Below are 20,341 nucleotides of genomic sequence, written 5' to 3' on the forward strand. Positions count from 1 at the left end.
AGCGAACAAAGCGCAGGCGTGGGCCAGGTGGGAGAAGCGGTCACGCAGATGGACCAGGCCACCCAGCAGAACGCGGCCCTGGTGGAAGAAATGGCGGCAGCGGCGAGCAGCCTGAACAGCCAGGCGGGCGAGCTGGTGAACGCGGTGGCGGTGTTCCGGCTGGCTGCAGGCGAAGGGGGTAGCCACCGTGCGCCGGCAACCGCTGCGGCCCCGGCGGTGCGCAAGCCGGTGGCCATGGCGGCGCCAGCGGCGCGGGCGGCGGTGAAGGCGCCTGCGGCCACCCGGCTGGCGGCGCCCAAGGCCCCTGTGAAGGCGGCGGCAACGGCGCCGGCCGCGTCACCCAGCCCCGCGCCCAAGGCGGCTGGGGGCGGGGATGATGAATGGGAAAGCTTCTGATTCGTGCTTGTGAATGCAGGCGGGCCATGCAGCGGCCCCGTGCACCCCCACCACCGAAAGAAACCTGAGAGGGCATCGCGGGCATTGGCTTGAATCTTGCAGAACTGTGTTTACAGTTCGTTACTTCGGGAGACAGGCCATGAATCGATTCAAGATTTCTACCCGCCTGGCGGGGCTTCTGGGTGTGTTGTGCTGCCTTGTCCTGCTGGTCGGCGGGGCAGGTCTGTTCGGAATGGGGCAGTCCAACGCCGGACTCAAATCGGTGTACGACGACCGGGTGGTACCCCTCAAGCAGATCAAGATCGTGGCCGACATGTACGCGGTCAATGTGGTCGACGCGGCGCACAAGGTGCGCGACGGCGGCATGACCGCCGCGCAGGGCCTGCAGTCGGTGGCCGAGGCCCGCAAGGCCATCGACACCAACTGGAGCGCCTACCTGGCCACCAAGCTGGCACCCGAGGAAAAGACGCTGGTGGACCGCTTCAAGCCCCTGCAGGCCAAGGCGGATTCCGCCACCGAAACCCTGGTAGGCCTGTTCCGTGGGGGCGATGCCACCGCGTTGACCACTTTTGCCGCCAAGGACCTGTACCCGGCCATGGACCCGCTGCAGGAAGTTCTGGGCCAACTCATGCAGGTGCAGCTCGACCAGGCCAAGATGGAGTACGACCGCGCCGCGGCCAGCTACCAGACCATCTGGGCCGTGACCGTGACTGCCGTGGTGCTGGGCGTGCTGCTCGCGGTGCTGGTGGGCGGCTCGATGATCCGCCAGATCTCGCGCTCGCTGGGCAACGCGGTGGACATCACCGATGCCGTGTCGCGTGGCGACCTCACCGTGCCCATCCAGGCGCAGGGGCGCGATGAGATCGCCTACCTGCTCACCGGCCTGACCGCCATGCGCGACAACTTGGCCCAGGTGGTCTCGGGCGTGCGCGGCAATGCGCAGGGCGTGGCGTCGGCCAGTGCCGAGATCGCCTCAGGCAACCACGACCTGTCCATCCGTACGGAGGAGCAGGCCAGCGCCCTGCAGCAGACGGCAGCGTCCATGGAAGAGCTGAGTTCCACCGTGCGGCAGAACGCCGACAACGCACGCCAGGCCAACCAGCTGGCGATGAGTGCCTCCACCGTGGCCGTGCAGGGTGGCGATGTGGTGTCCGAAGTGGTGGAGACCATGAAGGGCATCAACGACAGCAGCAAGAAGATCTCCGACATCATCGGTGTCATCGATGGCATCGCATTCCAGACCAACATCCTGGCGCTGAACGCGGCGGTGGAAGCGGCCCGTGCGGGCGAACAGGGCCGCGGCTTTGCCGTGGTGGCCAGCGAGGTGCGCAGCCTGGCCGGCCGCAGTGCGGACGCTGCCAAGGAGATCAAAAGCCTGATCCATGCCAGCGTGGAGCGTGTGGAGCAGGGCACGACCCTGGTGGACAAGGCGGGCGCGACCATGACCGAGGTGGTGGCCTCGATCCGCCGCGTGACCGACATCATGGGCGAGATCAGCGCCGCCAGCACCGAGCAGAGCCAGGGTGTCTCCCAGGTGGGGGATGCCGTCACACAGATGGACCAGGTCACGCAGCAGAATGCCGCCCTGGTCGAGGAAATGGCCGCCGCAGCCGGCAGCCTGAGCCACCAGGCCCAGGCCCTGGTCGGGGCCGTGGAGGTGTTCAAGCTGTCGGCCGACGCACCGCCCGTTCAGGCTGCTGCAGCCCCCCGTTCCGGCCCTGCGAAGCCGGTCGCTTCGCCGGCCTCCCGCCCGCCGGTGGCCGGCGCGGCGCCACGCAAGCTCACGGCACCGGTGTCTGCCAAGGCGCAGGCTGCAGCCAAACCGCCTGCCGCTGCACCGCGGGCAGCAGCGACGACGGCGTCCGACGATGAATGGGAGAGCTTCTGAACTCTCGAAGCCGCTTCAGCCCGCTGAATGCGCAGTGATGCACCAAAATGGGGTCTGCATGCTCTCATGCCTTAATTTGGTGCTTTTGAGGGCTGTTTTGGTGCGTTGGCCCGCAGCCACTCAGATGGCGTCCAGCTGTGCCACGGCATCGGGTGGCAATGCCAGCCGGGCCGATGCCATGTTCTGCTGCAGGTGAGCGACCGACGAGGTGCCCGGGATCAGCAGGATATTGGGTGAGCGTTGCAGCAGCCAGGCCAGCGCCACTTGCATGGGTGTGGCGCCCAGCTGATCGGCCACGGCCGACAGGGCGTTCGACTGCAATGGCGTGAAGCCGCCCAGCGGGAAGAAGGGCACATAGGCCGTGCCCTCACCGGCCAGTTGCGCGAGCAGGGCCTCGTCTTCGCGGTGGGCCAGGTTGTACAGGTTCTGCACGCAGGCGATCGGCGTGATCTTGCGCCCGTCCTGCACCTGGCGCGCCGTCACATTGCTCAGGCCGATGTGGCGGACGAGGCCCTGGCGCTGCAGCTCGGCCAGTACTGTCAGCGGCTCTTCCAGCGAGCCTTCGGCCGGGCCGTGCACGCTGAACATGGCGCGCAGGTTCACCACGTCCAGCACGTCGAGGCCCAGGTGGCGCAGGTTGTCGTGCACGGCCTGCGTGAGTTCGGCCTTCGAGAAGGCTGGCAGCCACGAGGCATCGTCGCCGCGCCGTGCGCCCACCTTGGTCACGAGGGTCAGGCCATCGCGGTAGGGGTGCAGCGCCTCCTTGATGATCTGGTTGGTCACGTGCGGGCCATAGAAGTCGCTGGTGTCGATGTGGTCCACACCGCTTTCCACCGCGGCGCGCAGCACGGCCACAGCGGCAGCACGGTCCTTGGGTGGGCCGAACACGCCGGGGCCGGCCAGCTGCATGGCGCCGTAGCCCAGGCGCTTCACGCTGCGGTGGCCGAGTGGGTAGGTGCCGGCTGGGTCGATGGCTGTCATGGAAATCTCCTTGCAATGGGTGAATGGGTCCACTGTAGGCAGATGTGGCGTGTACGATAAGCCGGTTGAATGTGCACGGGTTGTGCTGAATTCAGAACAATCACGCGGAGGTACGCACCATGGCCGAGCAGTTGGGTGATCTGGCTGCCTTCCTCGCCGTTGCGCGCAGCGGTGGCTTTCGCGAAGCCGCGCGCGGCAGTGGCGGCACCAGCAGCGCCTCGGGCCTGAGCGAGGCCGTGCGCCGGCTCGAAGCACGCCTGGGCGTGCGCCTGCTGCACCGCACCACGCGCAGCGTGGCGCCCACGGAGGCCGGTGCCCGCCTGCTCGAGCGCCTGGGGCCTGCGCTCGGCGAGGTCGAGGCCGCCCTCGATGTGGTCAACGGCTTTCGCGACCGGCCGGCCGGCACCCTGCGCCTGAACGTGCCCGCCAGCGCTGCGCGCCTGGTGCTGCCCGCCATCGTGCCGCCCTTCCTCGCGGCGTACCCCGACATCCGGCTCGACGTGGTGGTGGAGGAGAGCTTCGTCGATATCCTGGCCGAGGGTTGCGATGCCGGCATCCGCTACGACGAGCGGCTGGAGCAGGACATGATCGCCATCCCCATCGGCCCGCGCTGGCAGCGCATGGCCACGGCCGCATCGCCCGCCTACCTGGCCGCGCGTGGCCGGCCGGAGCACCCGCGCGAGCTGATGCAGCACGCCTGCCTGCGCGGCCGCTTCGCCAGCGGCAGCATGGCCAGCTGGGAGTTCGAGCGCGATGGCGATGTGGTGGTCGTGGACCCCGCCGGCCCCCTCATCGTGCGCATATCAGGTGGGGTGGACCTGGCCGTGGAGGTGGCACGCGCGGGCTGCGGCATCATCCACATGTTCGAAGGCTGGCTGCAGCCCCACATCGACAGCGGGGCACTGGTGCCCGTGCTGGAAGACTGGGCGCGGCCCTTTACCGGGCCGTTCCTCTACTACCCCGGCCGACGTTACCTGCCGGCGCCGCTGAGAGCGTTTGTGGATTTTGTAGGCATCGAAAATCGTCGTATTGACTAAAAATCAAGAATCGATGGCGGTAGTAGTAAATGCTGATTCAAAAAACCCGGGCATAATTTTTGGAAGGGCTCGAAGCTCTGCGGCTTTGAATTGTGAATCAATGGGTATCATTTCCCGCACATTTGGCCTTCTTCGAAATCCCGTGAATAGTGAATAGTCAAGAATAAAAGCCTCGAACCTTTCGCCTGCTTTTTTGGGTGTGATTGACTGGTGAATAAGATGAACCAGTCTTAGATCGCTGAGAATTTGAACGAGAAATCTCTCTTTTGAATTTCCGCTGCGAATTAGAAAGGCATTTATTTTTTCTTTTTCAAGGCATAAGTATTCAAGAAGATCGAGCATCTGCCTGATGATTCCTGCTTCGTTTCGAGCGTCTAAATCTAATTCTTGCAGCTTTTGTTGACCAAATTCGCCTATTGCGACATTAATGTCGGATAGGGTGACCGCTGAATGGCGATTGCGACTGGCGTGCTCCAAGGATCGCGCGAACATTTGAAGAAAGTCTCTAGGAACCCCCGCGTTTGCCCATGCTAAACGTTGAAAAGCCATATCTGGCATAACGGATGAGTTCAAGGAGTATCCTACGGCATTAAGAAATCCCTGAAGTATTGAACGAAGATGATTTTCTGCGGCCTCTGGGTTTTCCAGGGTTAAATCCAGCGAAATAAACTGAGCATCGCCAGGGGTTTGAAGTCCCTTTCTTGTTCTGGGATCGTAAACATTTAGCAGTGAACTGATTCCAATGATTTTTAACCAGGAGTTGGCCCCTTTTAATGCTGCAAGCAAGGAGTGCAGTATTTCTGGTTGAATTGTGTGCTCTACTAGGTGGAAATCATCTAGGAAAACATAAGCACTCCCATTGGTGGCGCTTGTTAGTGAAATCAATGCTCTTTTTATGGCAATTGGGGACTTTTCTAACGTGATTTCTTTGCTGATGATTTGGGATGCAACATTTTTCAAACTTCCACTGACAGCCGGAATGCCTGCTCTCTCTGCAACTTTGTCGCCAGACGAGGCCAATGATGTACAGATGTCAAAAAATAATTCGCTTAAAAGCTCATCTTTTGGCAGTGTCGAATACGATTGCATATCGATGACAGCAACCGTGGCATGTGTCTCTTTGAGCAGATCGACCGCTCGTCGAATTAAAGTAGACTTCCCAACACCGCGTCGCCCTCGAACAATATGCGCGGCAGGCTGAGCCAAGGTGTGATCTTCTCTTTGTTGAAAAGGCACATAAGGAACTTTGTAAGCGGCCAGAGGTGCACCTTGTGAAACTTCCCGGGTTGATCTTGAGAGAAGTGTTAAAAGCGCACGTGCCTCAACAGATTCTGGGAAGTTTTTTGATGTATTTGCTGTTACTCCAAGCGCTCCTTTGTATATATTCCAGTCGCTTAGATTTTTCTGAACTGAAAAGAGCGCATTGTCATAGAGCGGGCTTTCTCTGCCCACTTGGAATTTAATGAAGTCCCGATTTCCTACTGTGGAAATTTCTGCTGAAACCTCGGCAACGCCAATTTCTCTCGTGAATGCAGCGAGAGCTTCATTAAAAGAGTTTTGTGATATGTTTTGATTCATATGTGAAGGCCAAATCTCGTTTTTAAATAATCTCTCGATGTTTTGATGAAGTCTTTGGCTTGTGAGACCGCATCCGCCGGTGTTTGAGTGAATTCTGAGGTTGTAGATGTCCAGTTGTCGTAGTCTGCACGCAATCTGTTCTCATAAAGTGCCGCAATTTTTTTGGCCCAAGTGACCTTATCCGGGAAATCATCGGGCAACTCTCCTGCTTTTCCATGATCGTCTCCCTTAAGACTAACAAAACCTACAACCAAATATCGGACACCCTTTGATGCATTGTATGCGGCATAATATGCTCTTGAGTGAGTCGCTCGCTGAATTCCAGCTTGTGACATGACTTCAGCCTCGCTTAAATGCTGATCCCCCAATAGAAACCACGCAACGCCTACGTGCTGAACGTAGTCGTTGAGCTGAGAATTATTCCAGCCGAGTTTTTGTAGCTTGTTTGCAAATTCATTGTGATTTGCGGTGATTTTTAAAAAAGTCAGCTCGTCAACTGGTGGTGCAGTGATTGCCATATGCCTCTTTATGCGCTGCCAATGCGTCAGCGAAACCTAGGGGTTGTAGGATTTCACACTGTTGCGCTTGAGTCTAGCTATTTTTGAAAATTTGGATTTGCCTGAACGGACTGCGCCCCTGCAGTTCCTCCAGATAGCCTTCCACCCCCTGGCCTTCGCGCTCCAGAAAGCGCTCTACCGCCTCGGCAAACGCCGGGTGCGCGATCCAGTGGGCGCTGGTGGCCTGTACGGGCAGCAGAGCGCGGGCCATCTTGTGCTCGCCCTGGGCGCCGCCCTCGAAGCGCGCCGCGCCGTGGGTGATGCACCACTGCAGCGGCTGGTAGTAGCAGGCCTCGAAATGCAGGCAGTCCACGCGCTCCAGTGCGCCCCAATAGCGGCCGTAAGCCACCAGGCCATCATCACCGTCGTCGCCCAGCGCGATCAGGCTGCTGGCGATGGGGTGGCCGTCTTTTTCGGCGAGGAACAGCAGCCAGGCCTCGGGCAAAGTGGCGGCCATGCGCCCGAAGAAGTCGCGCGTGAGGTAGGGCGGGTTGCCGTGTTCGAGGTAGGTGCGCTCGTAGCAGCGGTAGAAGAAGTCCCAGTCGGCGGTGGCGATGTCCGTGCCGCGCGACCAGCGGAAGGTGACGCCGGCCTCGGCGACGCGGCGGCGTTCCTGGCGGATCTTCTTGCGCTTGTCCTGTGCGAGGCTGGCGAGGAAATCGTCGAAGCTCGCGTAGCGCGCGGGGGCGTTGTCTTCGTGCGATGCGTTCAGCGAAGACTGGCCTGCCGGCGGTTCATTCTTCCAATGGAATTGAACCGTGTGGCGCAGCATCAGGCCTTCATCGGCGCTGGTCTTCACATCGTCGCCACTGGCAAACAGCACATGCACGGACGACACACCCTGGCTCTCGCACCACTGGCAGACGGCCTGCACCAGCAGGGTGCGACTCTCCTCGTCGCGCGCCAGCAGCCGGGTGCCGGGCACGGGTGTGAAGGGCACGGCGATGGTGGCCTTGGGGTAGTAGGGCACGCCGTGCTGTTCGTAGGCATTGGCCCAGGCCCAGTCGAAGACATACTCCCCGTACGAATGTGCCTTGAGGTACAGCGGGCAGGCGGCGATCAGCGCATCGCCCTCCCACAGCGTCATGAAGCGGGGTGTCCAGCCACGTTTCGGTACAGCGCTGCCGCTCTCGTGCAGGGCCGTGAGGTATTCGTGGCGCAGAAAGGGCGTGGGGTGGCTTTGCAAAGCCAGCAGGCCGTTCCAGGCATTGGCGTCCACCTCCTGCGGAGAGGCCAGCACGCGGGCGATAATGTCCGATTCAGCCATGTATGCCCTGCGGGCCTGCATCGGCGGTTGTCTTCAACCCGGCCTTGGTGGCCTCTTCCAGTTCCATGACGCTCTCCATTTGCACAGCGCAGCTCAATTTCGTGGTGGGCGACATGCCCGGCAATGCGCAGAAGATCATTGCCGCGGCGCGCGAGGCCCATGCCCGGGGCGCGCAGTTGCTGCTCACGCCCGAGCTGGCGGTGTGCGGCTATGCGGCGGAGGATCTGTTCCTGCGCCCGGCCTTCATCGCCGCCTGCGATGATGCCGTGAAAACCGTGGCCCGTGAGACTGCGGGGTTGAAAGGCCTGGCCATCGTGGTGGGGCATCCGCAGGCTGTGCGCGCCGATGCGCCGGCCTTCAGCGCCTGCTTCAATGCGGCCAGTGTGGTGCGCGACGGCGTGGTGGAGCAGACCTATACCAAGCGCGAGCTGCCCAACTACCAGGTGTTCGACGAGCGCCGCTACTTCGTGGCCGGCGAGGCGCCCTGTGTGTTCGAGGTGGCCGGTGTGCGCGTGGGCCTGCTGGTCTGCGAGGATGCATGGTTCACCGGCCCGGCGCGCGATGCGGCCGCGGCCGGCGCGCAGCTGCTGGCGGTGATTAATGCCTCGCCCTTCCACCTGGGCAAGAGCGCCGAGCGCGAGGACACCATGCGCGCGCGGGTGCAGGAAACCGGCCTGCCCCTCGTCTACGCGCACTTGGTGGGCGGGCAGGACGAGGTGGTGTTCGAAGGCCGCTCCTTCGCCCTGGGTGTCGATGGCGCCGTGGCGGCGCGCGCCCCGGGCTTCGAGGAAGCGCTGTTCACCGTGCAGGTGGAATCCGGCGACGGCACCGCCCCGCTGGTGCTCCAGGGCGACATCGCCCCGCTGCGCAGTGCCGAAGCCGATCTGTGGGACACCCTGGTGCTGGGCGTGCGCGACTATGTGGGCAAGAACCGCTTCCCCGGCGTGCTGCTGGGCTTGTCGGGTGGTATCGACTCGGCCCTGGTGCTGGCCATCGCGGTCGATGCGCTGGGCGCCGACAAGGTGCGCGCAGTGATGATGCCCTCGCCCTACACGGCCGACATCAGCTGGATCGACGCGCGCGACATGGCGGCCCGCCTGGGTGTGCGCTACGACGAGATCTCCATCAAGCCCCAGTTCGAGGCCTTCAAGGCCGCACTGGCCAGCGACTTCGCGGGCCTGGCCGAAGACACGACCGAAGAGAACCTGCAGGCGCGCATCCGCGGCACCTTGCTCATGGCCCTGAGCAACAAGTTCGGCTCCATCGTGCTGACCACGGGCAACAAGAGCGAAATGTCCACGGGCTACTGCACGCTGTACGGCGACATGGCCGGCGGCTTCGCCGTCATCAAGGATGTGGCCAAGACCACCGTGTTCGCGCTGTGCCGCTGGCGCAATGAACATGACCCCTATGGCACGGGTGCCAGCCCCATCCCCGAGCGCATCATCACCCGCCCGCCCAGCGCCGAGCTGCGCCCCGACCAGAAGGACCAGGACAGCCTGCCCCCCTACGATGTGCTGGACGCCATCGTTGCGCGCTACATGGAGAACGACGAGCCCATCGAATCCATCATCGCCGCCGGCTTTGCGCGCGCCGACGTGGAGCGCGTAACCCGGCTCATCAAGATCAACGAGTACAAGCGCCAGCAGGCGCCCGTGGGGATTCGCGTCACGCGCCGCAGCTTCGGCAAGGATTGGCGTTACCCTATCACCAACAGTTTCAGAGCTTGATGCAGGGCCGACGGCCTGAGCCTTGATCCCCAGACCCCTTTTTTGACATCCACAGGAGAGCCACCATGAAAATGATCACCGCCGTCATCAAGCCTTTCAAGCTCGAAGAAGTCCGCGAAGCCCTGGCCGAGTGCGGCGTGACCGGCCTGACCGTCACCGAAGTCAAGGGCTTCGGCCGCCAGAAAGGCCATACCGAGCTCTACCGTGGCGCCGAGTACGTGGTGGACTTTCTGCCCAAGGTGAAGGTCGAGGTCGTCGTCAAGTCCGAGGACGTGGACCGCTGTGTGGATGCCATCGTCAACGTGGCGCGCACCGGCAAGATCGGCGACGGCAAGATCTTCGTGACTGCCGTGGAGCGCGTGGTGCGCATCCGTACCGGCGATCTGGACGACGCTGCGGTTTGATGCCGCTTTTCCGGGCGGTGCACCGCCCGGAAAAGCGGCTGGCCGCGCACAAGGCGCGGCCGCATGCGCTCAGATCACCGAGCGCAGTGGAATCTGGCTCGCATTGTGGCCGGCTTGCTCTACCAGTGTCTGGAGCAGGGTGGGGGTGTCGGTGCCGGCGTGCAGCAGGCCCATCTGCCATTCGCCCATGAAGCCGCTGGCCACGCTGTGGTTCAGAAAGGCCAGCAGGCCGTCGTAGTAGCCGGCCACGTTGAGCAGGCCCAGGGGCTTGTCGTGGTAGCCCAGCTGGCGCCAGGTCCAGACCTCGAACAGTTCCTCGAAGGTGCCGATGCCGCCGGGCAGGGCGATGAAGGCGTCGCTGCGCTCGGCCATCATGGCCTTGCGTTCGTGCATGGTCTGCACGATGTGCAATTCGTCGCAGGCCCGGTTGGCCAGTTCCTTGTCCACCAGGGCCTGGGGGATGATGCCCACCACGCGGCCGCCGGCCCGGCGCGTGGCCTCGGCCACCGTGCCCATGAGGCCGCTGCGCCCGCCGCCGTAGACCAGTTGCCCGCCGTGCGCGCCGATCCACTCACCCACGGCCGTGGCGGCCTGGGTGTAGGCGGTGTCTTCGCCGGGGCGCGAGCCGCAGTAGACACAGATGGAGAAAGCCGGTGCGGTATCAGCCATGCGCGATCCTCTGGAAAATGGCGCCCCCCCAGATGCCGATGCACAGCAGCAGGGCCAGCAGCACGGCAGCGCTGCCCATGTCCTTGGCGCGCTTGGACAGGTCGTGCCACTCGGGGCCGATGCGGTCGATGGCGGTCTCGATGCCGGTGTTGAGCAGCTCGACAATCATCACGATCACCACCGAGCCGGCCAGCAGGGCCACCTCCACCCAGCTCTTGCCCAGCCACAGCGAGGCGGGCAGCAGCACGATGGCGGCGATGGCTTCCTGGCGGAAGGCCTTTTCGCCCCAGCCGGCGCGCAGGCCTTCCAGCGAATAGCCGGCCGCGTGCCAGATGCGGTTGAGCCCCGTGCGGGCCTTCTGGGGATTGGCGGGGGCGGTGGGCTGGGGGGTGGACATAAGGGAGCAAAAACCGCGATTGTCGCGCAGGGTTATGACGCCGGGCTTAAGGACTGGTGAGGCCGTTCCTGCCCGGGGTGTTGGTTGGGTTACTTTTTGCGGTGCTCGAAATGCACCAGCCGCGTGCCGGCCAGCGCATCGTGCCAGAACTGCTGCGCCGGATGGAAGCGCGCAAGGATGGCCCAGACGGCGACCCAGCCGACGACGATGACCAGGGTTTCGCCGCCCGAGAGCCCGAACGGTGCCACGGCGGCCAGCGGCGGCAGGAACCACAGCCAGCTGAGTACATAGCGCAGCAGGGCGCGCGGCTGGCTGATGGGGCGGCCTGCGCGGTCCACCACGCGGATGTTCCAGGTCTTCATGGCCAGGGTCTGGCCCTTGGCCCAGAACCAGGTGAAGTAGATGCCGAACACCACGAACAGGAAGGCCTGCAGCGCATGCCGGTGGTCCAGCGCGTGGCGCTGCTGGCTCAGGCTGCCGAACAGGTAGCCGGCGATGAACACCACGCCGAACATCAGCATGCCCTCGTACAGCCAGCAGGCCATGCGGCGCATGAGGCTGGGGGTGGTGGCGGGCAGCGTGTCTGGCGGGGGCGTCTCTGCGGGCGGTGTGCTGGGGGTGGATGGGGCAGACATTCCGGACGGCAGGATCGGAGAACGGGCGCAGCGCAGGCCGCGCCGTCAGTTGTTGGGGTACAGGCCGGAATTGTCGGCGCTGGGCGGGGCGGCTGGGGCAGCCGGATCGCTGCCTTCGGGCGCCAGGGGAGGCAGGGCCGAAGGAACCGCACTCGGCACGGTCACGGGCGCGGTTTCCACCACCGTTGGGGCGGCAGGCCCCGGGGCGGGGGTGCCGGATGCCGGCGTCGCTGGGACGGGAACCGGCATGGCCACGCGAGGCGTGTGCTCGGTCACCGGGGGGATTTTGGGCGCATTGGGCCGCAGCGGGTTGGCCTGGGTGGCGGCCGGCACCTGCACCAGCTTGCGCGGCGACACTGGCCGCAAGGCGGTGGCTGCGCCCAGGGGCTTGGGCGGGGCCGTGGCAGCCAGCAACTGGCGTTCTTCCTCCGTCAGGGCCTGGTAGGCCTCCCACTGGGCGAGCTTGTTGTCGCCGGCCAGGCGGTTGGTGCTGGCGTAGTTCAGGCGCGCCTGGCTGCGCTGCTGGGCGCTCAGGCTGGCCCATTCGGTCATGCGGCTGTGCAGCTTGGCCTGTTCCTCCTCGGGCAGTTCCGGAAAGTTCACCGCCAGTGCCAGCCAGCGGCGTTTTTGCACCTCGCTGATCTGTGCCCAGCGCTCGGCCAGGGGGTACAGCGCCAGCTTTTGCCGGGTGTTCAGGGTTTCCCAGCCCGGTCCGGCGGCCACCTCGGCCAGGCCTTCGGAGGGCAGGGCGGTGGCGGAACTGGCGGGGGGGCGCAGCGCAGTGGCGGCCGTCGGCGTGGGGCGCGTGGCGGCAGAGGGCAGCAGGGTGGCGGGCGCCATGCCCACCTGTTGCACGACCGTCACGGCCGTGGCGGTCAGCGCGCCCAGAAGCACCAAAGCCAGCACGATGGCTGGCAATGGTGGGGAGGCGTCGGGAATTCCGTTATGCATGCATCAGGCAGTGTGCCAAATCAGTGATTCTGCGCTGCCGTCTTGAGGAACTGGACAAATCCCGGGTCGGAGTAGGCTTCTGGAGGCAACTCGTCGGTCAGCAGGGCGGCATCGACCTCGGCGATCTCGTTGGCGCCGAACTCGTCCTGCACCGTGCTGATGAAGAACAGGCCCACCACCAGGGCGATCAGCGGCACGGCCGACACCAGGGCGTTCCACCAGGTGTTGCCTTCGCCGCCGCCGGCACCCAGGCTGGCCGAAGAGCCGCCGGCCAGCACCACCGGGGCACTGGCCCGGGCCGGGGCGCGCACCGGGGCCAGCACCTTGCGGCGGGCCAGGGCCTGCATGCGCGAGGCGCGCAGGCGCTCCGAAATGTCGTAGGGCAGATCCTGCGCGCCGTCTGTCAGCCTGGCCGATACGCGGCGGGCAAAACGCTCTGCTGCAGCTTCCTGGGTCGGGGTCGGTACGGTGTTCACAGTTCGATTCCTTTGGCTTTCAGTGCCTTGCTCAGGGTTTGTATGGCACGAAAACAGTGCGTTTTCACACTGCCTTCCGAACAACCCATCGCGGCTGCCGTTTCTGATACATCCATTTCTTCCCAGTAACGCATGAGGAAGGCTTCCCGTTGACGTGCTGGCAATTCTTCTATTTCTGCCTCGATGCTCCGAAAAATCTGGGCCCGGCGGGTCAGGTCTTCGGCACTCTCGGCCTTGTCCCCATCGTCGGAGCCGGAGTACGCCTCCAGCAAATCAAAATCCATGCCATCTTCGCCCGGGCCTTCGAAGTCGCTCATGCTCGAAAACAGTGCATTGCGCGTCTTCTGGCGCCGAAACCAGTCCAAAGTGCTGTTCGACAGGATGCGCTGGAACAGCATGGGCAGCTCGGAGGCGGGCTTGTCCCCATAGTGTTCGGCCAGCTTGAGCATGCTGTCCTGCACGATGTCCAGGGCCGCTTCCTCATTGCGGACATGGTAGAGCGAGCGCTTGTAGGCGCGCTTTTCTACACTTTTGAGGAAATCGGAGAGTTCTTGTTCGGTTGCCAAGACGGGTCAGCCCGGGATGGGACGCTATTGGTGCACGCCAGTGCGGCGCTCCAACAACAGGTGCCAAAGCCCTCCACAGAGGGTCGGAACCATCGATTATCGCATCCCTGCGTGTTTTTTTAGGCATGGTGTGCATTTGCGCGTGTTGCAGTGCGATAATCGGGCCTGCAATTCAAAAGGCAAACGGGTCACGGTCCGGCGGGCAATCATCCCGCTCATGTCCTTGGCCTCAAGTTCCACGCTGGCTTCACAAGAGCCCAGGCAAGGAGCACCCAAGGTTTTTCGTCAGAGAAATTCACAAAGGTTGATCATCATGGAAATCTCCAAGGCCGAGATCACTTCGGCAGCCGCTGCTGCGCAGGGCAACACCCATTCCTCCCCCTCCCAGGACCTCATGGGTTCCGAGATCCTGGTCAAGTCGCTCCAGGCCGAGAACGTCCAGTACATCTGGGGCTACCCCGGCGGCGCCGTTCTGTACATCTACGACGCGCTGTACAAGCAAGAGACCATCCAGCACGTGCTGGTGCGCCACGAGCAGGCAGCCGTGCACGCCGCCGACGGCTATGCCCGCGCCACCGGTGAAGTCGGTGTGGCCCTGGTCACCTCGGGCCCCGGCCTGACCAACGCGGTCACCGGCATCGCCACGGCGTACATGGACTCCATCCCCATGGTGATCATCTCCGGCCAGGTGCCCACGCCCGCCATCGGGCTCGACGCCTTCCAGGAGTGCGACACCGTGGGCATCACGCGCCCCATCGTCAAGCACAACTTCCTGGTCAAGGACCCGCGCGATCTGGCCGCCACGCTCAAGAAGGCCTTCCACATCGCCCGCACCGGCCGCCCCGGCCCCGTGGTGGTGGACATTCCGAAGGACGTGTCCTTCAAGAAGGCCGCCTACACCGGCTACCCCCAGAGCGTGGAAATGCGCTCGTACAACCCCGTGCGCAAGGGCCACAGCGGCCAGATCCGCAAGGCCCTGCAACTGCTGCTGGCGGCCAAGCGTCCCTACATCTACACCGGCGGCGGCGTGCTGCTGGGCAATGCCACCAACGAACTGCGCACCCTGGTGGACATGCTGGGCTACCCGGTCACCAACACGCTGATGGGCCTGGGTGCCTACCCCGCGTCGGACCGCAAGTTCCTGGGCATGCTGGGCATGCACGGCACCATCGAAGCCAACAACGCCATGCAGAACTGCGACGTTCTGCTGGCCGTGGGCGCGCGCTTCGACGACCGCGTGATCGGCAACCCCAAGCACTTTGCGCAGAACGACCGCAAGATCATCCACGTGGACATCGACCCGTCGAGCATTTCCAAGCGCGTGAAGGTCGACATCCCGATCGTCGGCGATGTGAAGGACGTGCTCACCGAGCTGATCTCCATGATCCGCGAGAGCAGCACCCGCCCCGATGCCGGCGCCCTGGCCGCCTGGTGGGACACCATCGAAGGCTGGCGCAAGCGCGACTGCCTGAAGTACGACATGGGCGGCCCCGACGTCATCAAGCCCCAGTACGTGGTGGAGACGCTGTGGAACATGACCAAGGACGCTGACACCTACATCACGTCCGACGTGGGCCAGCACCAGATGTGGGCGGCCCAGTACTACCGCTTCGACGAACCCCGCCGCTGGATCAACTCCGGCGGCCTGGGCACCATGGGTGTGGGCATCCCCTACGCCATGGGCATCAAGCTGGCCAAGCCGCAATCCGAAGTGTTCTGCATCACCGGCGAAGGCTCGGTGCAGATGAACATCCAGGAGCTGTCGACCTGCCTGCAGTACAACACGCCGATCAAGATCTGCTCGCTGAACAACCGCTACCTGGGCATGGTGCGCCAGTGGCAAGAGATCGAGTACTCGGGCCGCTACAGCCACAGCTACATGGATGCGCTGCCCAACTTCGTGAAGCTGGCCGAGGCCTATGGCCACGTGGGCATGCTGATCGAGCACCCCAAGGACGTGGAGCCCGCGCTGCGCGAAGCACGCAAGCTCAAGGACCGCACGGTGTTCATGGACTTCCGTACCGACCCCACCGAGAACGTGTTCCCGATGGTGCAGGCCGGCAAGGGCATCACCGAAATGCTGCTGGGCTCCGAGGACCTGTAAACACAGGTTCCCGGCTCCCGCTGCGGCTTACAGCCACCGCATGCCGGTGGCTGCAGGCCAATCCACCGCTATCAGCCTGATAGCACCCCTTTGACGAATCTATTGCCTGCCGAGCCTGCGCATTACCGTGCGCAGGGGAGGGCAGCGAAAAGAGGAATGTCTTCACCATGAAACACATCATTGCCGTTTTGCTGGAGAACGAACCCGGCGCGCTGTCGCGCGTCGTGGGCCTGTTCTCTGCCCGTGGCTACAACATCGAGTCGCTCACCGTGGCGCCCACCGAGGATCCATCGCTCTCGCGCATGACGATCCAGACCACGGGCTCCGACGACGTGATCGAGCAGATCACCAAGCACCTGAACCGCCTCATCGAAGTGGTCAAGGTGGTCGACCTCACCGAAGGTGCCTACACCGAGCGCGAGCTCATGATGGTGAAGGTGCGCGCCGTGGGCAAGGAGCGCGAGGAGATGAAACGCATGGCCGACATCTTCCGCGGCCGCATCATCGACGTGACCGAGAAGAGCTACACCATCGAGCTCACCGGCGATCAATCCAAGAACGACGCTTTCCTGCAGGCGATCGACCGCACGGCCATCCTGGAAACCGTGCGCACTGGTGCCAGCGGCATCGGCCGCGGCGAGCGAATTCTCCGGGTGTAAGACAATCCACCCCGTTTTTCCGTATTTCAACCCCCCAAACAACGCATTTCAACCGGAGCGACCCATGAAAGTTTTCTACGACAAAGACTGTGACCTGAGCCTGATCAAGGGCAAGACCGTTGCCATCATCGGCTACGGCTCGCAGGGCCACGCCCATGCACAGAACCTGAACGACAGCGGCGTGAAGGTCGTGGTTGGCCTGCGCAAGGGCGGCGCCTCGTGGGACAAGGTCGGCAAGGCCGGCCTGAACGTGCTGGAAGTGAACGACGCAGTCAAGGCTGCCGACGTGGTCATGATCCTGCTGCCCGACGAGCAGATCGCCGAGGTCTACAACAACAACGTGGCCCCCAACATCAAGCAAGGCGCTTCGCTGGCCTTCGCCCACGGCTTCAACGTGCACTACAACCAGGTCGTGCCCCGCGCCGATCTGGACGTGTGGATGGTCGCCCCCAAGGCCCCTGGCCACACCGTGCGCAGCACCTATGCCCAGGGCGGCGGCGTGCCCCACCTGGTGGCCGTGCACCAGGACAAGTCCGGCAAGGCCCGTGACCTGGCCCTGTCCTACGCCATGGCCAACGGTGGCGGCAAGGCCGGCATCATCGAGACCAACTTCAAGGAAGAAACCGAGACCGACCTGTTCGGCGAGCAGGCCGTGCTGTGCGGCGGTGCCGTCGAGCTGATCAAGATGGGTTACGAAACCCTGGTCGAAGCCGGCTACGCCCCTGAAATGGCCTACTTCGAATGCCTGCACGAGCTCAAGCTCATCGTGGACCTGATCTACGAAGGCGGCATCGCCAACATGAACTACTCGATCTCGAACAACGCCGAGTTCGGCGAGTACGTGACCGGTCCTGAAGTCATTAACGAGCAATCGCGCGCCGCCATGCGCAATGCCCTGAAGCGCATCCAGAACGGGGACTACGCCAAGATGTTCATCCAGGAAGGCCGCCTGAACTACCCAAGCATGACGGCCCGCCGCCGAAACACCGCCGACCACAGCATCGAAGTGGTGGGTGGCAAGCTGCGCGCCATGATGCCCTGGATCGCCAAGAACAAGCTGGTCGACCAGACCCGCAACTGATCGGCGAGCCTGCGCCTCGCGCGCACGGTCGATCTCCCAAAAGGCCACTTCGGTGGCCTTTTTTCGTTGTGGCGCCAGGCCAGGTGCCCCCGGGCGGCGTCGCGCGGCGCACCGGTCATGAATTGTTGACAGGCGGCCCTCGTCCGGGGTGCCTGGGTGCAGCTACACTGCGCCTTTGGTCTGGAGCGTGCACGCGCTCCCGGGAGGGGTGCCGCGCGCTGTGCGTGCAGGTGCCAATTACTATAATTTTGATAGCTGTTCACGCCGGCGGGCCTGGCGATGGAGATTTTTTCGATGCATGACGGCAAGGATCTGGCCGACGGCTCCGGTGTGATGGTGCGCAAGCGGCGCAAAGGCATCTACATCCTGCCCAATCTGTTCACGCTGGCGGCGCTGTTCGGGGGCTTCTACGCCGTCGTGATGGCCATGAACGGGAGCTTCGAGCAGGCGGCCGTGGGGGTGTTCTGCGCCATGGTGCTCGACAGCCTGGACGGCCGCGTCGCCCGCATGACCAACACGCAAAGCGCTTTCGGCGAGCAGATGGATTCGCTGTCGGACATGGTGTCCTTCGGCGCCGCGCCCGCACTCATCGCCTATGAGTGGTCGCTCAAGGACCTGGGGCGTTGGGGCTGGATCGCGGCTTTCGTCTACTGCGCCTGCGCCGCCCTGCGCCTGGCGCGCTTCAACGTGAACACCGGCGTGGTGGACAAGCGCTACTTCCAGGGCCTGCCATCGCCCGCCGCGGCAGCGCTGGTGGCCGGCTTCATCTGGCTCATGACCGAACTGGGCGTGCATCGCGGCGCGGAAGCCTGGATCGGCTGGGACCAGGTCACCTGGACCATGTTCGCCTTCACGCTGTATGCCGGGCTCACCATGGTGACCAATGTCCCGTTCTACAGCTTCAAGGACATCCAGATGAAGAAGAGCGTGCCCTTCGCCGCCATCGTGCTGATCGCGCTGGGCATCGCCGTCATCAACATCCACCCACCCATCGTGCTGTTCAGCGTGTTCGTGTTCTATGGCCTGAGCGGCTATGCCGTCTACGCCTGGCGCAAGGCCAAGGGGCAGCACAGCAGCGTGATCAGCACCTCCACGGACGAACCCGACGAGCGCGGCCTGCACAAATGACGCCCAGCCCCGCGTGGGCTGCAGTTGTGCTACATTGCAAGGCATGAACACGTTGGCCATTGCGATCCTACTGCTAGCTCCCCACGGGCCCGGACGGTAGGCGCACGCGCACACGTTTTCCACCAAGGCCCGTATGCACCCGCAGCGGGCCTTTTGCTTTGGGCGCCAGAATTCCAGCGTTGCGGACCACCCCACCATCAAATACCAGGAGAACCCCATGGCCGACAAACTCATCATTTTCGACACCACCTTGCGCGATGGCGAGCAATCGCCCGGCGCCTCCATGACCAAAGACGAGAAGCTGCGCATCGCACGCCAGCTCGAACGCCTGAAGGTGGATGTGATCGAAGCGGGTTTCGCGGCCAGCTCCAATGGTGACTTCGAGGCTGTGCAGTCCATTGCCAATGCCATCAAGGACTCCACTATCTGCTCGCTCTCGCGCGCCAACGACCGCGACATCTCGCGCGCGGCCGAAGCGCTCAAGGGCGCCAACAGCGCACGCATCCATACCTTCATCGCCACCTCGGCGCTGCACATGGAAAAGAAGCTGCGCATGACGCCCGAGCAGGTGCTGGAGCAGGCGCGCCAGTCTGTGCGCTTTGCGCGCAACCTCGTGGCCGACATCGAGTTCAGCCCCGAAGACGGCTACCGCAGCGACCCCGACTTCCTGTGCCGCGTGCTCGAAGCGGTGATCACCGAGGGCGCCACCACCATCAACGTGCCCGACACCGTGGGCTACGCGATTCCCGAGCTGTACGGCAACTTCATCAAGACGCTGCGCGAACGCATTCCCAACAGCGACAAGGCGATCTGGTCCGTGCACTGCCACAACGACCTCGGGATGGCCGTGGCCAACTCGCTGGCTGGCGTGCAGATCGGCGGTGCCCGCCAGATCGAGTGCACCATCAACGGCCTGGGCGAGCGCGCGGGCAACTGCTCGCTCGAAGAAGTCGTGATGGCCATCAAGACGCGCCGCGACTACTTCAACCTCGACCTCAACATCGATGCCAAGCACATCGTGGCGGCCAGCCGCATGGTCAGCCAGACCACCGGCTTCGTGGTGCAGCCCAACAAGGCCGTGGTGGGCGCCAACGCCTTCGCGCACGCCAGCGGCATCCACCAGGATGGCGTGCTCAAGGCGCGCGACACCTACGAGATCATGCGCGCCGAAGACGTGGGCTGGACGGCCAACAAGATCGTGCTGGGCAAGCTCAGCGGTCGCAATGCCTTCAAGCAGCGCCTGCAGGAACTGGGCGTGAGCCTGGACAGCGAGACCGAGATCAACGCCGCCTTCACCCGCTTCAAGGAGCTGGCCGACCGCAAGGCCGAGATCTTCGACGAAGACATCCTGGCCCTGGTGAGCGACGAGAGCGTGACGGCCGAGAAGGAGCAGTACGGTTTCGTCTCGCTGTACCAGCAGAGCGAGACCGGCGAGCAGCCCCGTGCGCGCATCGTGTTCACCGTGGACGGGCACGAAGTGCGCGGCGAATCGGTGGGCAACGGCCCGGTGGACGCATCTCTGAAGGCCATCGAGGCCCACGTCAAGAGCGGTGCCGAGATGGTGTTGTATTCCGTCAACGCCATCAGCGGCTCCACCGAGAGCCAGGGCGAGGTCACCGTGCGCCTGCAAAACAGCGGCCGCGTGGTCAACGGCACGGGTGCGGACCCGGATATCGTGGTCGCGTCAGCCAAAGCCTACCTCAGCGCGTTGAACAAATTACAAAGTAAAGCTGACCGAGTGGCAGCACAGGGATAAGCGTTGAATTTATAATTCATTCACTTTCTTGGAAAGTCGCGCAAGGTCTTGATCTTGCGCGACTTTTTTTGATTCTGTACA

The 20,341-nt window shown here is 63.5% G+C and carries 19 protein-coding genes and 1 pseudogene; 10 read left to right on the forward strand and 10 right to left on the reverse strand.

The features are described from left to right. Both AC3WOH_RS14995 and AC3WOH_RS15000 read left to right on the forward strand, forming a co-directional pair. Positions 1-396, forward strand: a pseudogene (locus tag AC3WOH_RS14995) (methyl-accepting chemotaxis protein); the annotation flags it as partial. Positions 397-535: 139 nt separating this feature from the next. Further along, complete coding sequence (locus tag AC3WOH_RS15000) at positions 536-2,284, forward strand: methyl-accepting chemotaxis protein (protein WP_492230098.1); 1,749 nt, start codon at positions 536-538, stop codon at positions 2,282-2,284. Between the two features lie 120 nt (positions 2,285-2,404). Here AC3WOH_RS15000 and AC3WOH_RS15005 read toward each other — a convergent pair whose 3' ends face one another. Next, complete coding sequence (locus AC3WOH_RS15005) at positions 2,405-3,265, reverse strand: aldo/keto reductase family oxidoreductase (protein WP_492230099.1); 861 nt, start codon at positions 3,263-3,265, stop codon at positions 2,405-2,407. Between the two features lie 119 nt (positions 3,266-3,384). Here AC3WOH_RS15005 and AC3WOH_RS15010 point away from each other — a divergent pair, with 119 nt between their 5' ends. After that, on the forward strand, positions 3,385-4,302 hold the full coding sequence (locus AC3WOH_RS15010) for a LysR family transcriptional regulator (protein WP_492230100.1): 918 nt from the start codon (positions 3,385-3,387) through the stop codon (positions 4,300-4,302). Between the two features lie 3 nt (positions 4,303-4,305). On the opposite strand, the gene AC3WOH_RS15015 is transcribed toward AC3WOH_RS15010, so the two are convergent. The 3 genes from AC3WOH_RS15015 to AC3WOH_RS15025 form a co-directional block, all read right to left on the reverse strand. After that, on the reverse strand, positions 4,306-5,880 hold the full coding sequence (locus AC3WOH_RS15015) for an ATP-binding protein (protein ID WP_492230101.1): 1,575 nt from the start codon (positions 5,878-5,880) through the stop codon (positions 4,306-4,308). Further along, the gene (locus AC3WOH_RS15020) at positions 5,877-6,398 is read right to left on the reverse strand and encodes a hypothetical protein (RefSeq protein ID WP_492230102.1); all 522 of its coding nucleotides are present in this window, start codon (positions 6,396-6,398) and stop codon (positions 5,877-5,879) included. Before AC3WOH_RS15020 ends, AC3WOH_RS15015 begins: the two co-directional genes overlap by 4 nt. A gap of 73 nt (positions 6,399-6,471) precedes the next feature. Further along, a complete protein-coding gene (locus AC3WOH_RS15025) occupies positions 6,472-7,704 on the reverse strand; it encodes a GNAT family N-acetyltransferase (protein WP_492230103.1) in 1,233 nt (410 codons plus the stop codon). Between the two features lie 65 nt (positions 7,705-7,769). Here AC3WOH_RS15025 and AC3WOH_RS15030 point away from each other — a divergent pair, with 65 nt between their 5' ends. Continuing rightward, positions 7,770-9,434 carry an NAD+ synthase gene (locus AC3WOH_RS15030; protein WP_492230104.1) on the forward strand — a complete coding sequence of 555 codons (1,665 nt, stop codon included), beginning with the start codon at positions 7,770-7,772 and terminating at the stop codon, positions 9,432-9,434. A gap of 65 nt (positions 9,435-9,499) precedes the next feature. After that, positions 9,500-9,838 (forward strand): P-II family nitrogen regulator, encoded by a 339-nt coding sequence (locus AC3WOH_RS15035; protein WP_124514797.1) that lies wholly within the window; start codon positions 9,500-9,502, stop codon positions 9,836-9,838. A gap of 69 nt (positions 9,839-9,907) precedes the next feature. On the opposite strand, the gene AC3WOH_RS15040 is transcribed toward AC3WOH_RS15035, so the two are convergent. From AC3WOH_RS15040 to AC3WOH_RS15065, 6 genes are all read right to left on the reverse strand, one after another. Next, positions 9,908-10,507 (reverse strand): LOG family protein, encoded by a 600-nt coding sequence (locus AC3WOH_RS15040; protein ID WP_492230105.1) that lies wholly within the window; start codon positions 10,505-10,507, stop codon positions 9,908-9,910. Further along, a complete protein-coding gene (locus AC3WOH_RS15045) occupies positions 10,500-10,904 on the reverse strand; it encodes a diacylglycerol kinase (protein WP_184862530.1) in 405 nt (134 codons plus the stop codon). The genes AC3WOH_RS15040 and AC3WOH_RS15045 overlap by 8 nt, the downstream gene beginning before the upstream one ends. Positions 10,905-10,993: 89 nt before the next feature. Beyond that, entirely contained in the window at positions 10,994-11,539 is a 546-nt protein-coding gene (locus AC3WOH_RS15050) for an RDD family protein (protein WP_492230106.1), read from the reverse strand. A 45-nt stretch (positions 11,540-11,584) separates the two neighbouring features. After that, on the reverse strand, positions 11,585-12,490 hold the full coding sequence (locus tag AC3WOH_RS15055) for a DUF3106 domain-containing protein (RefSeq protein ID WP_492230107.1): 906 nt from the start codon (positions 12,488-12,490) through the stop codon (positions 11,585-11,587). A 20-nt stretch (positions 12,491-12,510) separates the two neighbouring features. Beyond that, entirely contained in the window at positions 12,511-12,966 is a 456-nt protein-coding gene (locus AC3WOH_RS15060; protein ID WP_492230108.1) for a DUF3619 family protein, read from the reverse strand. Beyond that, a complete protein-coding gene (locus tag AC3WOH_RS15065) occupies positions 12,963-13,532 on the reverse strand; it encodes an RNA polymerase sigma factor (protein WP_492230109.1) in 570 nt (189 codons plus the stop codon). Before AC3WOH_RS15065 ends, AC3WOH_RS15060 begins: the two co-directional genes overlap by 4 nt. A gap of 313 nt (positions 13,533-13,845) precedes the next feature. Here AC3WOH_RS15065 and AC3WOH_RS15070 point away from each other — a divergent pair, with 313 nt between their 5' ends. The 5 genes from AC3WOH_RS15070 to AC3WOH_RS15090 all read left to right on the forward strand — a co-directional run bounded on the left by AC3WOH_RS15070 (position 13,846) and on the right by AC3WOH_RS15090 (position 20,260). After that, entirely contained in the window at positions 13,846-15,636 is a 1,791-nt protein-coding gene (locus AC3WOH_RS15070) for an acetolactate synthase 3 catalytic subunit (RefSeq protein WP_184862538.1), read from the forward strand. Between the two features lie 167 nt (positions 15,637-15,803). Next, entirely contained in the window at positions 15,804-16,295 is a 492-nt protein-coding gene (gene ilvN / locus AC3WOH_RS15075; RefSeq protein ID WP_007857867.1) for an acetolactate synthase small subunit, read from the forward strand. A gap of 64 nt (positions 16,296-16,359) precedes the next feature. Continuing rightward, positions 16,360-17,376, forward strand: a complete 1,017-nt coding sequence (ilvC, locus tag AC3WOH_RS15080) for a ketol-acid reductoisomerase (RefSeq protein WP_184862542.1) — start codon at positions 16,360-16,362, stop codon at positions 17,374-17,376. A gap of 294 nt (positions 17,377-17,670) precedes the next feature. Next, complete coding sequence (pssA, locus tag AC3WOH_RS15085; RefSeq protein WP_492230110.1) at positions 17,671-18,504, forward strand: CDP-diacylglycerol--serine O-phosphatidyltransferase; 834 nt, start codon at positions 17,671-17,673, stop codon at positions 18,502-18,504. 217 nt (positions 18,505-18,721) lie between these two features. Beyond that, positions 18,722-20,260, forward strand: a complete 1,539-nt coding sequence (locus tag AC3WOH_RS15090) for a 2-isopropylmalate synthase (RefSeq protein WP_492230111.1) — start codon at positions 18,722-18,724, stop codon at positions 20,258-20,260. Positions 20,261-20,341: the final 81 nt, after the last annotated feature.

Source organism: Acidovorax sp. FW305-C-20-28 (assembly GCF_058783375.1).

Coding starts and splice junctions, on each gene's coding strand:
- AC3WOH_RS15000 (WP_492230098.1), top strand. CDS start 536: ATGAATCGATTCAAGATTTCTACCCGCCTGGCGGGGCTTCTGGGTGTG.
- AC3WOH_RS15030 (WP_492230104.1), top strand. CDS start 7,770: ATGACGCTCTCCATTTGCACAGCGCAGCTCAATTTCGTGGTGGGCGAC.
- AC3WOH_RS15040 (WP_492230105.1), bottom strand. CDS start 10,507: ATGGCTGATACCGCACCGGCTTTCTCCATCTGTGTCTACTGCGGCTCG.
- AC3WOH_RS15015 (WP_492230101.1), bottom strand. CDS start 5,880: ATGAATCAAAACATATCACAAAACTCTTTTAATGAAGCTCTCGCTGCA.
- pssA (WP_492230110.1), top strand. CDS start 17,671: ATGCATGACGGCAAGGATCTGGCCGACGGCTCCGGTGTGATGGTGCGC.
- AC3WOH_RS15090 (WP_492230111.1), top strand. CDS start 18,722: ATGGCCGACAAACTCATCATTTTCGACACCACCTTGCGCGATGGCGAG.
- AC3WOH_RS15010 (WP_492230100.1), top strand. CDS start 3,385: ATGGCCGAGCAGTTGGGTGATCTGGCTGCCTTCCTCGCCGTTGCGCGC.
- AC3WOH_RS15055 (WP_492230107.1), bottom strand. CDS start 12,490: ATGCATAACGGAATTCCCGACGCCTCCCCACCATTGCCAGCCATCGTG.
- AC3WOH_RS15050 (WP_492230106.1), bottom strand. CDS start 11,539: ATGTCTGCCCCATCCACCCCCAGCACACCGCCCGCAGAGACGCCCCCG.
- AC3WOH_RS15070 (WP_184862538.1), top strand. CDS start 13,846: ATGGAAATCTCCAAGGCCGAGATCACTTCGGCAGCCGCTGCTGCGCAG.
- ilvN (WP_007857867.1), top strand. CDS start 15,804: ATGAAACACATCATTGCCGTTTTGCTGGAGAACGAACCCGGCGCGCTG.
- AC3WOH_RS15020 (WP_492230102.1), bottom strand. CDS start 6,398: ATGGCAATCACTGCACCACCAGTTGACGAGCTGACTTTTTTAAAAATC.
- ilvC (WP_184862542.1), top strand. CDS start 16,360: ATGAAAGTTTTCTACGACAAAGACTGTGACCTGAGCCTGATCAAGGGC.
- AC3WOH_RS15045 (WP_184862530.1), bottom strand. CDS start 10,904: ATGTCCACCCCCCAGCCCACCGCCCCCGCCAATCCCCAGAAGGCCCGC.
- AC3WOH_RS15025 (WP_492230103.1), bottom strand. CDS start 7,704: ATGGCTGAATCGGACATTATCGCCCGCGTGCTGGCCTCTCCGCAGGAG.
- AC3WOH_RS15035 (WP_124514797.1), top strand. CDS start 9,500: ATGAAAATGATCACCGCCGTCATCAAGCCTTTCAAGCTCGAAGAAGTC.
- AC3WOH_RS15005 (WP_492230099.1), bottom strand. CDS start 3,265: ATGACAGCCATCGACCCAGCCGGCACCTACCCACTCGGCCACCGCAGC.